At 40.5% G+C, this 13,371-nt stretch carries 15 protein-coding genes; 14 read left to right on the top strand and 1 reads right to left on the bottom strand.

Going from position 1 to position 13,371, the window contains the following annotated elements; genetic code table 11:
* From PHC76_RS04345 to PHC76_RS04335, 3 genes are all read left to right on the top strand, one after another.
* A complete protein-coding gene (locus PHC76_RS04345; protein ID WP_299971946.1) occupies window positions 1-345 on the top strand; it encodes an arsenate reductase family protein in 345 nt (114 codons plus the stop codon).
* A complete protein-coding gene (locus PHC76_RS04340; RefSeq protein WP_299971943.1) occupies window positions 342-1,412 on the top strand; it encodes a type IV pilus twitching motility protein PilT in 1,071 nt (356 codons plus the stop codon). Before PHC76_RS04345 ends, PHC76_RS04340 begins: the two co-directional genes overlap by 4 nt.
* 122 nt (window positions 1,413-1,534) lie before the next feature.
* Entirely contained in the window at window positions 1,535-1,939 is a 405-nt protein-coding gene (locus PHC76_RS04335; RefSeq protein WP_299971941.1) for a Fur family transcriptional regulator, read from the top strand.
* Window positions 1,940-2,035: 96 nt separating this feature from the next.
* Here PHC76_RS04335 and PHC76_RS04330 read toward each other — a convergent pair whose 3' ends face one another.
* Window positions 2,036-3,385 carry a class II 3-deoxy-7-phosphoheptulonate synthase gene (locus PHC76_RS04330; protein ID WP_366519966.1) on the bottom strand — a complete coding sequence of 450 codons (1,350 nt, stop codon included), beginning with the start codon at window positions 3,383-3,385 and terminating at the stop codon, window positions 2,036-2,038.
* Between the two features lie 178 nt (window positions 3,386-3,563).
* Between PHC76_RS04330 and PHC76_RS04325 the strand changes: the two genes are divergently transcribed.
* The 11 genes from PHC76_RS04325 to PHC76_RS04275 are packed head-to-tail and all read left to right on the top strand — an operon-like array spanning window position 3,564 to window position 13,313.
* The gene (locus PHC76_RS04325) at window positions 3,564-4,487 is read left to right on the top strand and encodes a GGDEF domain-containing protein (protein ID WP_299971937.1); all 924 of its coding nucleotides are present in this window, start codon (window positions 3,564-3,566) and stop codon (window positions 4,485-4,487) included.
* Window positions 4,487-5,050 (top strand): CvpA family protein, encoded by a 564-nt coding sequence (locus PHC76_RS04320; protein ID WP_299971934.1) that lies wholly within the window; start codon window positions 4,487-4,489, stop codon window positions 5,048-5,050. Before PHC76_RS04325 ends, PHC76_RS04320 begins: the two co-directional genes overlap by 1 nt.
* 3 nt (window positions 5,051-5,053) lie before the next feature.
* On the top strand, window positions 5,054-5,521 hold the full coding sequence (locus PHC76_RS04315) for a Fur family transcriptional regulator (protein ID WP_299971933.1): 468 nt from the start codon (window positions 5,054-5,056) through the stop codon (window positions 5,519-5,521).
* Window positions 5,522-5,536: 15 nt separating this feature from the next.
* A complete protein-coding gene (lysS, locus tag PHC76_RS04310; RefSeq protein WP_299971932.1) occupies window positions 5,537-7,054 on the top strand; it encodes a lysine--tRNA ligase in 1,518 nt (505 codons plus the stop codon).
* Window positions 7,051-8,298 carry a serine hydroxymethyltransferase gene (locus tag PHC76_RS04305; protein ID WP_299971930.1) on the top strand — a complete coding sequence of 416 codons (1,248 nt, stop codon included), beginning with the start codon at window positions 7,051-7,053 and terminating at the stop codon, window positions 8,296-8,298. Before lysS ends, PHC76_RS04305 begins: the two co-directional genes overlap by 4 nt.
* A 53-nt stretch (window positions 8,299-8,351) precedes the next feature.
* On the top strand, window positions 8,352-8,894 hold the full coding sequence (locus PHC76_RS04300) for a DUF1882 domain-containing protein (RefSeq protein WP_299971928.1): 543 nt from the start codon (window positions 8,352-8,354) through the stop codon (window positions 8,892-8,894).
* Between the two features lie 15 nt (window positions 8,895-8,909).
* Complete coding sequence (locus PHC76_RS04295; protein WP_299971926.1) at window positions 8,910-9,782, top strand: SPOR domain-containing protein; 873 nt, start codon at window positions 8,910-8,912, stop codon at window positions 9,780-9,782.
* 1 nt (window position 9,783) lies between these two features.
* Window positions 9,784-11,196, top strand: coding sequence for an anthranilate synthase component I family protein (locus PHC76_RS04290; RefSeq protein WP_299971924.1), 1,413 nt, complete (start codon window positions 9,784-9,786; stop codon window positions 11,194-11,196).
* Entirely contained in the window at window positions 11,193-11,984 is a 792-nt protein-coding gene (locus PHC76_RS04285; RefSeq protein WP_299971923.1) for a shikimate dehydrogenase, read from the top strand. The genes PHC76_RS04290 and PHC76_RS04285 overlap by 4 nt, the downstream gene beginning before the upstream one ends.
* 35 nt (window positions 11,985-12,019) lie before the next feature.
* Window positions 12,020-12,547 carry a hypothetical protein gene (locus PHC76_RS04280; RefSeq protein ID WP_299971921.1) on the top strand — a complete coding sequence of 176 codons (528 nt, stop codon included), beginning with the start codon at window positions 12,020-12,022 and terminating at the stop codon, window positions 12,545-12,547.
* Window positions 12,537-13,313, top strand: coding sequence for a TOBE domain-containing protein (locus tag PHC76_RS04275; RefSeq protein ID WP_299971920.1), 777 nt, complete (start codon window positions 12,537-12,539; stop codon window positions 13,311-13,313). Before PHC76_RS04280 ends, PHC76_RS04275 begins: the two co-directional genes overlap by 11 nt.
* Window positions 13,314-13,371 lie beyond the last annotated feature (58 nt).

The raw sequence follows: 13,371 nt of genomic DNA, 5'->3' as shown, positions 1-13,371 counted from the left end.
ATGGTAACTGTTTACGGTATTAAAAACTGCGGTAGCGTCAAAAAGGCACTCACCTTTTTAACCACACATAAAATTGAATATACATTTGTTGATTTCAAAACTACCCCCGTAGATTCGAAAAAAATCTCTGAATGGTGTGATAAAAGTGACCTTTCACTTTTGCTCAACACAAAAGGGACAACCTATAAGAACCTTGATTTAAAATCGTTAGATCTCAGTAACAACGATAAAATTGAGTGGATGACAAAAGAAAATCGACTTATTAAACGTCCTGTGATAGAATACGGCTCAAATGTTATAATCGGTTTTAATCAAACTCAATATGAAGGACTATTTTTACCATGAGTCAATCCCTAGATATTCATAAACTGCTTAAAAGTGTTGTTGCCTACAAATCATCTGATTTGCACTTGGTTAGCCGTTCTGAGCCTCAAATTCGTATTGACGGACGTCTTGTTGCCCTCAATTTACCTATTATGGACGGAAAGCAAATTGAAGAGATGGCGTATTCACTCTTAACTGAAAAACAAAAAAAAGCATTTGAGGAGAATAATGAACTCGACTTCTCAATCGTTATTCCCGATGTAGGTCGCTTCCGTGCCAACTACTATAAAACGATGGATGATATCGCTTGTGCCTTTCGTATCATTCCTACTACCATCCCCTCTTTGGATGATTTAAATGCAAAAAAAATATTTAAAGAACTCATTAAAAGAGAAAAAGGGCTTATCCTTGTAACAGGACCTACCGGAAGCGGTAAATCGACCACACTTGCTGCAATGCTTAATGAAGTTAATCTCAATGAAGCGCGTCATATTATCACCGTCGAAGATCCCGTTGAGTTTGTCCATCAAAACAAAAAATCGCTTTTCTCACACCGTAATATCGGAACAGATACGAAGAGCTTCTCCGCCGCACTTAAATACGCACTCCGACAAGACCCTGACGTTATTTTGATTGGGGAGATGCGTGATCGTGAAACGATCTCTGCTGCCCTTACCGCCGCTGAAACCGGGCACTTGGTTTTTGGAACCCTCCATACCAATTCAGCGCCCGGTACCATTAACCGTATCATTGACGTCTTTAGCGGTGAAGAGCAACCACAAGTTCGAGCACAGCTCTCAACCTCTTTGGTTGCCGTTATCTCTCAAGCGCTCCTCCCTAAAATTGGGGGAGGACGTATTGCAGCACAAGAGGTAATGATTACCAATCCGGCAATCGCCAACTTGATTCGTGAAGATAAAGTACACCAAATGTACTCTCAAATGCAACTGAATCAACAAGTAACTGGGATGACCACTCAAACTCAAGAGATTGTTGAATTCTTACGTAAAAAATTGATCAGTAAAGATACCGCAATGCAATACTCTAACAAACCCGATGAATTACAACGGGTCATCGATTCCTTATAAGTTTTTAGAATGAACCCTTTTTTGGGTTCAAGAATTTGAGAATTTAAATCAATATTAAACAATAAGCCCATTCCTTTACTCTTTATCTGATTTCTTGGATTTTTCTTTTATAATTGCATATTATGAAAAATTACACTCTATTGCAACAGCACAAACTCAAAGCAACACCCCAACGGCTAGCGATTATTGAGCTTATGGAATATCATGGACATATTTCGATTGATGACCTTTACAGCTCTATACGTCAAATTTTTAGCTCAATCTCACTGGCAACGCTTTACAAAAATATACACAGTATGATGGGCGTTAATTTGATTCGAGAAGTAAAAGTTCCTGGGCAAAAAACACACTATGAGATTGAAAAAGAGAGACATGCACATATTTTATGTACGCAATGCGGTGAATTGAAAGATATCGAGTTTGACCCGCAAAGTTTTATTCAACTAGTAGCATCACAAAGTGCTTATAAAACAGAAGAGGTATCGGTAATTATTTCAGGTATTTGTCCAAAATGTCAGAAGAAATAATTGTAATTAAGTAATGAGGCAAAGATAATTTCATATTCCGTCATTCCCGCGAAGGCGGGAGTCTAGCTGGATTCCCGCCTTCGCGGGAATGACGAATTAACGATGTGCTTCTTTAAGTGTGTCAGCAATCAAAAATGCCAATTCTAAGGATTGGTCTGCGTTGAGACGTGGATCACAATGGGTATGATAACGGCTTTTGAGGTTATCTGAAGTGATCTCAAACGATCCACCCAAACACTCCGTAACATTTTTACCGGTCATTTCTAAATGGACTCCACCTGCATAGGTTCCCTCTGCTTTATGAACTTGGAAAAACTGTTTCATCTCCTTGAGAATTTGCTCAACCGGACGCGTTTTGTAACCATTGCTTGTTATGGTATTTCCATGCATTGGATCACAACTCCAGAGCACTTTTTTCCCTTCAGCCTCGATAGCACGTACCAATCTCGGCATATCATCACCCACTTTATCGGCTCCCATTCGAACAATGACATTTAATCGACCTGCTTCATTATTCGGGTTCAAAATATCACACAATTGCAATAAATCATCGGTAGACATTGAAGGACCGGCTTTAATTCCGATTGGGTTGTTAATACCGCGCATAAATTCTACGTGTGCACCATCAAGTTGACGCGTACGATCCCCAATCCACAACATATGAGACGATACATCGTACCACTCGCCCGTCAGTGAATCTTGGCGTGTAAATGCCTCTTCATAGTTGAGCAATAGGGCTTCATGAGAGGTATAGAAATCAGTTTCACGCAAAGTGCGATAGGTATCGGATGTAATCCCACACGCTGCCATAAATCGAAGTGAATCATCAATTTGACGTGAAAGTTCTTCATATTTTCGTGTCATTTCGTTTTGTCCGACAAAACCGAGATTCCATGCATGAACTTGATGTAAATCAGCTAAACCTCCCGATGCAAATGCACGCAATAGATTCAACGTAGCGGCTGATTGATTGTACGCTTGAACCATACGATAAGGGTCAGGAACACGTGCTTCTTCGCTGAATTCAACACCATTGATAATATCTCCACGATAGCTCGGTAAACTCACACCATCAATCGTTTCCATATCAGACGAACGAGGTTTAGCAAATTGTCCGCCAAGACGTCCAACCTTAACAACAGGAACACCGCCTGCAAACGTCATAACTACTGCCATTTGCATCATCACTTTAAAAGTATCACGAATATTATGAGCATGAAATTCTGAGAAACTCTCTGCACAATCACCACCTTGCAGTAAAAATGCTTTACCCTCACATACATCCGCAAGACTTTTTTTCAAATTACGTGCTTCTCCCGCAAAAACAAGGGGAGGATAATTTTTTAACTGCTCTTCAATAGCGTGAAGATAAGCTTGATCAGGATACGTTGGTTGTTGTTTAATTGTTTTTTCTCTCCAGCTGGAGCGGCTCCACGACGTCATAATTATCTCTCCTGATGTGCTTAGACCTAAGGTCATTACATAATATTATTTTTAAGGTAGGCAATTTTATCGTTTTATCCTAAAAATCGACTGATTATCCGCTACAAAAGCTACATTTAGGTTTTAAGAAGTATAATTGCGCATTTTATAGAGATAGATATTTATAGATAAGGGGAGTGTTATGGAATCAGCACAAATAAACCTTTTTTTATCTCTTTTTTACAAAGAGCTCTCTTTTTATTTAGAAAGTGCGGCTAAACGTCAAGAAAAAATCACCCCTCTTGAATTTGCCGAGCTTGTCTCTATTGCTACTAAAGAAGTACTAGATCATCATCTCACCGGGGATCTCGATTTGCACGAATACAACAGTGATGATTCTTATAACTACAAAGATATTGCCAAACTCAGTATCGATTCGTATACTCAATCCAATGAAATATACGAGCACATATCCGATAAACATGCATCTATTTTAAAAAATCAGCCATCAGAGCTTATTAATTTGAAATTCTTTAACGAGAAACTCTCCGATATACAATCCCACCTTAGCAATGAAGTTTCCCGAGCGAATAACATTATTTCAGGTCTAAATTCACAAGTTAAAAGTTTAGAGATAGCTTCAACGCTTGATCCTCTTACAAAAACTTTTAATCGATACGCACTTTTAAAACATTTTGATGAAATTCTTTCCAAAGAGAGAAGTACTAACGAACTCTTTATCTTAATGCTAGATATAGATAACTTCAAAAGCATCAACGACCATTTCGGACATATTGCAGGTGACAAAATTCTTATTTTTCTCTCCAAACTTCTTAAAAAAGCTCTTCGTGATGGAGATAAAGTTTACCGTTTTGGGGGAGAAGAGTTTTTAATTTTACTCAATCGAACCGACATCGAAGGTGCTCAATTAATTGCAGAACGTCTCTTAACTCTTTGCAGACAGAACAAACCGCTATATCAAAATGAACAAATTTCTGTCACCATTAGTCTTGGACTGACACAACTGCGTGATGATGATACAATGGATAGCTTAATTCAGCGTTCAGATAACGCTTTGTACCGAGCAAAAGAGAACGGTAAAGATCGATACGAAATGGAGTTGTAATGGATATGAATTATTTTGATGTTGCCGTAGGCTCAATTATTTTATTATTGGGGTTAAAAGGGCTGTTAAACGGTTTTTCCAGAGAGTTATTTGGATTAGTCGGAATTGTTGGAGGACTTTTTATCGCTTCACATATCGGTGGTGCTATCGGAAATTTTCTCAACACTACGTTTTTTAATTTTCAATCATCAGCAGCCATCAATTTAGTAGGATTTGTTTTTACTGTCGGAATTTTTTGGCTATTTATGGTTGCATTAGGTGCCGGTTTTAAACGTCTTAGTACGCTAAGTGGATTAGGACCTTTGGATCAAGGACTCGGTTTTATCGTTGGAGCAAGCAAATTTTTCTTTATCCTCTCGGTTATTATCTATGCCCTTTTTAGTGTTACAGCGATAAGAGAAAATTTTGGAGAGAAAATGAAAAGTAGTATTTTCTTTGAACCAATGTTTGCTACCGGAAATTTTATATTACACATCGAAACAGATAAGGTGACTCATTTTATGGATAGCAATAAAAGTGATAAAAATGACTCAACTACACCATCCGCAAAAAAAGGGAAATAAGTTATGAGTTCACATACAGACTTTACAGAACGCACTGTTGAATATGCTAAATTACTTAGCGATTTCAAACAGCTTCTAAAAGTCAATGCGCTCAAATTTACCATCCAGCGCGAAGTTATATTAGAGATGCTGTACAACTCGGATGAGCACCTTACGCCAGAAGGGTTACACCATCTTATTCAAGAAAAGCACCCTGAACTAGGCACTGGAATCGCTACAGTTTATCGTACGTTATCACTCTTAGAAGAATCCGACATGGTCACCTCACTCTCCTTTGGAGCGCAAGGGAAAAAATACGAACTGGGTGCCAAAGATCATCATGACCATCTTATCTGTACAAAATGCGGAACCATTTCCGAATTTGTTGATGATGAAATTGAAGAAAAACAGCAAAAAATTGCAGAAGCATTTGGATTTAAAATAGAAGAACACTCTATGCAAATTTACGGTAAATGCCGTGAATGCCAATAATAAAGGGAAAAACTAGTGACATTTGATAATCAATACATACAACAACGGATCGAAAAAGGGAAAATTCTTCGAGATATGGGGATTGATCCGTACGCAAACCATTCACAGCGTAATACCACCATCGAAAAGTTTCATAACGTCAACTCCGATCTTTTTAAAAAAGAGGATCAACGTGATGAGCATCGTCACTACACGGTGGCAGGACGAATCAAACTCTACCGTTTGATGGGTAAAGCAAGTTTTATTAAAATCGAAGATGAAAGCGGAATGCTCCAAGTTTATGTTGCTCGTGACAATCTTCCTGAAAATTTTTATAACGATGTTTTTAAAAAACTAATCGAAGTGGGAGACATTATCGAAGTAAGCGGTTATCCGTTTGTGACACAGCATGGAGAACTCTCTCTGCACGCAGATGATCTCAAAATCCTCACCAAAGCAATCTCCCCTCTTCCTGAAAAATTTCACGGAATCACCGATAAAGAGATGCGATACCGACAGCGCTATTTGGATTTGATTATGAATTCTGAAGTGCGTAAAACATTTCATATCCGCTCAAAGGTAATCAGTCTTACCCGTCGTTTTTTTGAAGATAAAGGGTTCCTCGAAGTAGAAACTCCGATGATGCATCCGATTGCTGGTGGTGCGAATGCCAAACCGTTTGTGACCCATCATAATGCATTAGGGATAGATCGATTTTTACGAATTGCCCCTGAGTTATATCTCAAGCGTCTCATCGTCGGCGGATTTGAAGCGGTATTTGAAATTAATCGTAACTTCCGTAATGAGGGGATGGACGCAACCCACAACCCTGAGTTTACCTCTATCGAATTTTATTGGGCATTCAAAACTTATAAAGATTTGATTCTTATCACTAAAGAGTATTTCGAGTATCTCTTTGATCATCTCAACCTCCCAAAACGTCTCCCGTATGGCGAACTCGAAGTCGATTTCGACCAATTTAGCGAAATTGAACTCGTTAAAAGCCTCACTCTTATCGGCGGAGTACCTGAGGAGATTGTCAATAACAAAGAGGCCATTTTGGCATTTTTGAAATCGAAAAATCTCGAAGCCAATGCGGCAATGAATCTCGGACAGCTTCAAGGGGAACTCTTTGATGAATTCGTTGAAGCTAAACTGATTAATCCAACCTTCATCACCCACTATCCGGTTGAGATTTCTCCCCTTGCACGACGTAATGATGAACGTCCTGAGTTAACAGATCGCTTTGAACTTTTCATTGCTGGACGTGAAATAGCCAACGCTTTTAGTGAACTCAACGATCCACTCGATCAGTTAGAGCGGTTTGAAGGTCAAATGGCGGCTAAAGATTCGGGTGATGATGAAGCCCATGAGATGGACGAAGATTTCGTGACCGCTCTTAGCTACGGTATGGCACCAACAGCCGGTCAAGGGATCGGCATCGATCGTTTGGTGATGATGCTCACCAACCAACACTCTATTCGGGACGTATTGCTTTTCCCGGCAATGAAACCTTTAAACAACAACCAACTTAACAACGGAGAAGAAGAATGAGTTTCCTCAAAGAATTCGATAATGAAATTTACACCTTATGTGAGCAAGAGCTTGAACGTCAAACCGATCATTTAGAGATGATTGCGTCTGAAAACTTTACCCTCCCTGCCGTTATGGAAGCTATGGGATCTGTGTTTACTAACAAATACGCTGAAGGGTATCCTGCTAAACGTTACTATGGCGGATGTGAATACGCCGATGGCGTTGAACAGCTTGCAATTGATCGTGCATGTGAACTGTTCGGATGTAAATTTGCCAACGTTCAACCACACTCTGGTTCATCAGCAAACGGTGCAGTTTATGCCGCATTACTACAAGCGGGTGATAAACTCCTCGGTATGGATCTCAGTCATGGCGGACACTTGACTCACGGTTCAAAAGTGAGCTTTTCGGGAAAAAACTACCACAGTTTTTCATACGGTGTAGAGCTTGATGGTCGTATCAACTATGATCGAGTTATGGATATCGCAAAAATAGTTCAACCGAAAATCATCGTCTGTGGTGCATCTGCTTATGCACGCGAAATTGACTTCAAAAAATTCCGTGAAATTGCCGATGCAGTCGGTGCACTTTTGTTTGCCGATATCGCCCATATCGCAGGTCTGGTGTGTGCGGGTGAACATCCTAGCCCGTTCCCGTACGCGGATATTGTCACTACAACAACTCATAAAACCCTTGCAGGTCCTCGCGGTGGTATGATTATGACCAATGATGAAGAGATTGCTAAAAAAATCAATTCTGCTATCTTTCCAGCTCTTCAAGGGGGACCGTTGGTGCATGTCATCGCGGCAAAAGCGGTCGGATTCAAATACAATCTCTCTCCTGAATGGAAAGTATACGCTGCGCAAGTCAAAGCAAATGCAGCTGTACTAGCTAAAGTATTGATGGAACGTGGGTATGATATCGTTAGTGGCGGAACCGACAATCACCTCGTTCTCGTATCCTTTTTAAATAAACCGTTCAGTGGAAAAGAAGCTGATGCGGCACTTGGACGTGCAGGGATTACCGTCAATAAAAACACTGTTCCGGGTGAAACTCGTTCTCCATTCGTCACTTCAGGTGTCCGTATCGGAAGTCCGGCATTAACATCACGCGGTATGAAAGAGAAAGAGTTTGAGTTTATCGCCAATAAAATTGCGGACGTTTTGGACGATATTGAAAATGAAGGTAAACAAGCCGCAATCAAAGAGGAATTAAAAACCCTAGCACGTGGATTTATCATATATAAACAATCTACCTATTAAAAATCATAGAGATATTGGTATCTCTGTGAGAAAATCTACTGTGAGGAGTTTAAATGACATCGATGGATATGAAACTGATCAAAATGATTTCAGATCATTATTGGATAAAACATGAAGGTACGTTTGACAAGATAGAATTCAAAGGACGTACTTTCTATAACAAATATGAAAAAATTCCTAAAATGCTAACTCAAGCACTCATCGATCAACATTTAAAAAAGCAAATCACGATAGCACACTCTCTCATTAACCAATTTAATAAAGTTGAAAATATTGTCATTGATTATAATGGTACCGATCCTCAACGCTTTTATCATAAGGCACAATTGTTGCTTAGAGAAGAGGGATTTATTAATTTCACCGCTTTCGAAACAAAAACACCGGGACATTTGCATGTTTATATCCATAAAGGACATACTACACTGCAAGAAGCGATACAATTGGGTAAAATGATCTCTATGAAACTGGCTGCTAAACAACCAAAACAGTGGCGTATGTTTCCCGCTGATGATCTACCGCTTGAGTATAACATTCTTAATTTGCCTTATGAAGTCTACGCTAAAGAGCGCGGTGCTTCATGGTCAAAACATATGTAATTAAAGGAGTATTTAATGGAAGAAAAAAACGAACTCAATGATATTATTCTCAACAAAGGGGGATCAGGTTCTGGCAGTAAAAAACTGCTATTAGCAATTGCGACCCTCACCCTTATTCTTATCATTGTACTGGTAATTATGAACTCACTTAAAAAAGATGAAGTTCAAAAAGCACCTCAAGCTGTTCTCCCTCCAGAACCGACTGCACCGACTGAAATCATCAACGATCCACTCTTTGAGCCCGTAGAAGTGATTCAAGAAGGTAATGAAACCAACAAAAGCAACGCAACTATGGATTTAAATAAAGTTGCACAAAAAATTAAAGAGGAGTCTTTGAAAGAGACTCCTGTGGCATCCGTACCTGTTGCACCACAAACTGCTCCTGCAATACCAAAAACAGTTCAAGCAGCACCTGCGGTTCAAAAAGTAGTGCCAGTTGCCAAACCTGTAGAAGCTAAACCTGTAGTTGTAAAAACCCCTAAAACTGAGCCTATTAAAGCGCAACCGGCTATCATAAAACAAGAGGCTAAAAAAGCACCTGCTGCCCCTACACCAAAACCAGCAGTTAAAGCAGTAGAACCTAAACCTGCAGTAGCGACACCTGCCACAGCCACAGAACCGGTAAAACAAACAGAAGCTAAAGCAGAGGCAAAAACTGTAACTACCAGCGGTACAACCTACTTTGTACAAGTTGGATCGTTTGAGAAAGAACCAGACAAAGCTCTATTTAGTCGTCTCAATGCAAGCGGTATGAAATACACAACACAAAAATCAGGTGATAAGACTAAAGTTCTCGTAGGACCATTCCAAGGGGAAAAAGCAGTTCAAGATGCTATCGGCAATATTCGTCAAAATATCGAAGCCAAAGCATTTAGAATAAAGGGATAATGTGATCCATTCTCACCGTTTTTCCCTCGATCAATTTGCCCCAATTGCCGTCTATGAAAAGCTCAAAGAGCAATTTAGCGGCGAAATCTCTTTTTTATTAGAGAGCGCCGGAAACAGTAACGGTAATTATTCAATTATCGCTATTGGTGCTCGCGAACGATTGCGTTACCAAAATAATACAACCCAACATACTGATATAAATAATTTTACTTCAGAAAGTAATGAATCCCCTTTTTCATTTTTAAAACGCTATTACCAAACCATCGATCAACGCTATTATCATGCTAAAGCCAAAGAACTCGATATCGGGTATATCGATGGATTTATCGGGTATATCGGTTATGATATGGTGCAAGTGTTTGAACCTACTTTAAACTCCTCTATGGCACATTTAGAAGATCAAACCCATATCCCCGATATGGATTTAATCTTGCCAAAATTTGTGGCGGTTGTCTCTCATAAAACGGCTACTATTACCTTTATCACATCACTGGAAACTATCCAAGAGCAATTTAGTGATATTGAAAAATCTCTCAAAGAATCCTATCACTTTACCCCACTCATCCCTATCAAAAATGACAAAGGCGGCAGTTTTATCCATACAAAAGAGAAATTTTTTGAGATGGTGGACAAATCCAAAGAGATGATTCGTAGTGGAGATGTCTTTCAAATTTTGATGACAAACCGTTATGTTCGTCATGCTTCTATCGACCCGTTTAGTTTTTATCGTGTATTACGAATCAAAAACCCCTCACCGTATATGTATCTCATGGAGTATGGTGATTTTAGTATCGTCGGTAGCTCTCCTGAGGTGATGGTGCGTCTCAGTGATGGGGATATTTTACTCCGCCCTATCGCAGGAACACGTAAACGTGGTGGTAGTAAACAACGTGATTTGGAACTCGAAGAGGAGCTTTTGAGTGATCCTAAAGAGCTCTCAGAGCATCTCATGCTTATCGATCTCGGACGTAACGATGTGGGACGCGTTGCACAAACGGGAACCGTACGGGTAGAGGAGATGATGCACGTTGAGCGTTATTCGCACGTAATGCATATTGTCTCTGATGTCCATGCAACTTTGAAAAGTGATAAAGATATGTTCGATCTCCTCGCCGCTACGTTTACGGCAGGAACTATGACGGGTGCACCAAAAATACGCTCGATGGAATTGATCGCCGAATTTGAAGGGGTAAAACGGGGCTTTTACAGCGGTACTATCGGATATTTCGGTTTTGATGGAAATATGGACAGTGCCATTACCATCCGTACCGCTCTGGTTAAAGAAAATGAGATTATCCTCCAAGCAGGAGCCGGAATCGTCGCTGATTCGGTGCATGAACTCGAATACCTCGAAGTGACCAACAAACTCGGTGCATTAACAAGTACCTTGGATGATCTCATCAATCCTACATGAAAATTTTTACCATTTTCGGTGATCCGGTAAGCCATTCTCGCTCGCCGCTCATGCATAACACCGTTTTTAAAACATTAGGGATTAATGCGTGTTATACCCGCACCCATTTAGATGATGGAGCACTGCTCAAAGAGACTTTTTTTGCCAAAAAGCTAAACGGTGCAAACGTCACTGTTCCCCATAAAGAAGCGGCATTTCAAGCCTGCGATGAAGTACGCGGAGTGGCTAAAGAGATTGGTGCGGTTAATACCCTTATCGAAGAAAACGGTCGTCTTATCGGCTATAATACCGATGCCGATGGTTTTTATTCCGCTATTCAATCGTTTGGTTCTCTCTCCAATGCTTTGATTTTAGGGGCGGGTGGAACGGCTCGCGCGTTAGCAATCGTATTACGCCATCACAACATCACCCCAACCATTTTAAATCGTTCCAAAAATCGACTTAGCTATTTTCAGGATAATGGATTTGAATCTTATACGTGGGAAACCTTTATGCCAAACACGTATGATATGATCATCAACACCACCTCCGCAGGACTCAGCGATAATCATCTTCCGATAGATGAAACTCTTTTAACAACCCTACTCAGCAGGGCAAAATGTGCCGTAGACGTCATTTATGGAAAAGAGACACCTTTTTTATCAGTCGTCAAAAAAGCCTCACTTCCCTATAAAGACGGCTCTAATATGCTCTTGGAACAAGGGGTACTCGCAAATATCCTTTTTTTAAACAATCAATTCAGTGCACAAGAGATAGAACCTATCATGCACCGAAGTTTTTTGCTATAACCGCTATAATGACGTATCTCAATTAAAGGCCACCAATGTGCCCATTCCACCACCTCTCATCAGCTGAAAAAAGTGCGCTTCGCGATCAACTTTTGGGATATGCCGCCGCTGTCGGTGGAAAAAATGCTTTTTTAAAGTTACTCGAAACCATTAAACGGACTTCACCCCATCCACTCATCTCAAAAACGCCTTATTTACGTTTCCCAAAAGGGGTCATAAAATGGAATAAAACTCTCCATCGTGACACCTTAGCAACATTAAGCCATCGTCTTAACGCCCGTCAAGTAGAGAATCAAAATCTCATGGTACCCTCTACGTCGAAAGAGTATAAAAATGTTACCAACATGCTCCGTACCCTCGCACCATTGAACTTTATGGTAACAATGAACAGTGAAACGGATGGAGCGGGTTTTCATTTTAAAGGGTTTGAAATCATTGATGATGAGACAACAATTATCGATCCAATTTTTGAACTTTTTTTCTTTTGCCCTGTTAATGTTGCTAAAAAACTGATAAACTTTACCGATAAAGAAACCCCAGAAGAGGAAACGGATGAAGATTGACGGACGTTTTTGGCTTACCAAAGAGAATCAAAGCTTTCTAGGTTACGGTAGGATTGAACTGTTGGAGCGAATCGATACCACAGGATCGATCAATGCTGCTGCAAAAGAGATGAAAATGTCTTACAAAGCGGCGTGGGAGCGAATCAACGGGATGAATGCCCTAGCCGATCAGCCACTCATAGAACGTTCAACGGGAGGAAAAGGGGGAGGAGGAACAAAACTCACCCCCTATGCCCATGAGCTCATCGCTACTTTTCATCGCTTGGGGGAACTGCATCGCCAGTTCATCGACCGTTTCGCTGAAGCAGGCAATGACCCCGAACGGCTCGCACGCATCCTCAGCCGTACCTTTCTCACCACCAGTGCACGAAACCAAATCCCCTCAACCCTCCAAACTATCGAGACTAACGGTTTACATTCGACCCTCACACTCTCCCTCAGCGGTTCAGACACCCTTCGCTCCACCATCACCGCTAAATCGGTAGAGAATATGGGATTAGCTATCGGATGTGACACCTACGCAATTATCAAATCAAGTGATATTCATATCGCATCATCACGTCCCGATTCTAAGACATCTGATAATATCCTCAGTGGAACGATCGAAACATTAGAGCGTTCAGGTGAAAATATTGAGATAGGATTACGATTAGAAGGAGGAACACTCCTCATCGCCCTCGAAAAACAAGATGCCCTCCAAAATCTGCAAGTGGGCATAAGTGCCTACGCTATTATCTCACCGTTACATATTATCATCGGGTTATAGTCCTAACTTCATTATTCCCGCAAAGGGGTGAAATCTCGTTTCTAAAACGATGAATGTC

This window comes from Sulfuricurvum sp., assembly GCF_028710345.1.
Classification (GTDB): domain Bacteria; phylum Campylobacterota; class Campylobacteria; order Campylobacterales; family Sulfurimonadaceae; genus Sulfuricurvum.
Note: the sequence above shows the minus strand (reverse complement) of the source record. Positions and strands in the feature narration are given on the sequence as shown.

Excerpts from the sequence above, each read along its gene's own strand:
- PHC76_RS04315 (WP_299971933.1), top strand. The coding sequence starts at position 5,054 with ATGAGTTCACATACAGACTTTACAGAACGCACTGTTGAATATGCTAAA.
- PHC76_RS04280 (WP_299971921.1), top strand. The coding sequence starts at position 12,020 with ATGTGCCCATTCCACCACCTCTCATCAGCTGAAAAAAGTGCGCTTCGC.
- PHC76_RS04325 (WP_299971937.1), top strand. The coding sequence starts at position 3,564 with ATGGAATCAGCACAAATAAACCTTTTTTTATCTCTTTTTTACAAAGAG.
- PHC76_RS04335 (WP_299971941.1), top strand. The coding sequence starts at position 1,535 with ATGAAAAATTACACTCTATTGCAACAGCACAAACTCAAAGCAACACCC.
- PHC76_RS04345 (WP_299971946.1), top strand. The coding sequence starts at position 1 with ATGGTAACTGTTTACGGTATTAAAAACTGCGGTAGCGTCAAAAAGGCA.
- PHC76_RS04300 (WP_299971928.1), top strand. The coding sequence starts at position 8,352 with ATGACATCGATGGATATGAAACTGATCAAAATGATTTCAGATCATTAT.
- PHC76_RS04285 (WP_299971923.1), top strand. The coding sequence starts at position 11,193 with ATGAAAATTTTTACCATTTTCGGTGATCCGGTAAGCCATTCTCGCTCG.
- PHC76_RS04340 (WP_299971943.1), top strand. The coding sequence starts at position 342 with ATGAGTCAATCCCTAGATATTCATAAACTGCTTAAAAGTGTTGTTGCC.
- PHC76_RS04305 (WP_299971930.1), top strand. The coding sequence starts at position 7,051 with ATGAGTTTCCTCAAAGAATTCGATAATGAAATTTACACCTTATGTGAG.
- PHC76_RS04295 (WP_299971926.1), top strand. The coding sequence starts at position 8,910 with ATGGAAGAAAAAAACGAACTCAATGATATTATTCTCAACAAAGGGGGA.
- PHC76_RS04320 (WP_299971934.1), top strand. The coding sequence starts at position 4,487 with ATGGATATGAATTATTTTGATGTTGCCGTAGGCTCAATTATTTTATTA.
- PHC76_RS04275 (WP_299971920.1), top strand. The coding sequence starts at position 12,537 with ATGAAGATTGACGGACGTTTTTGGCTTACCAAAGAGAATCAAAGCTTT.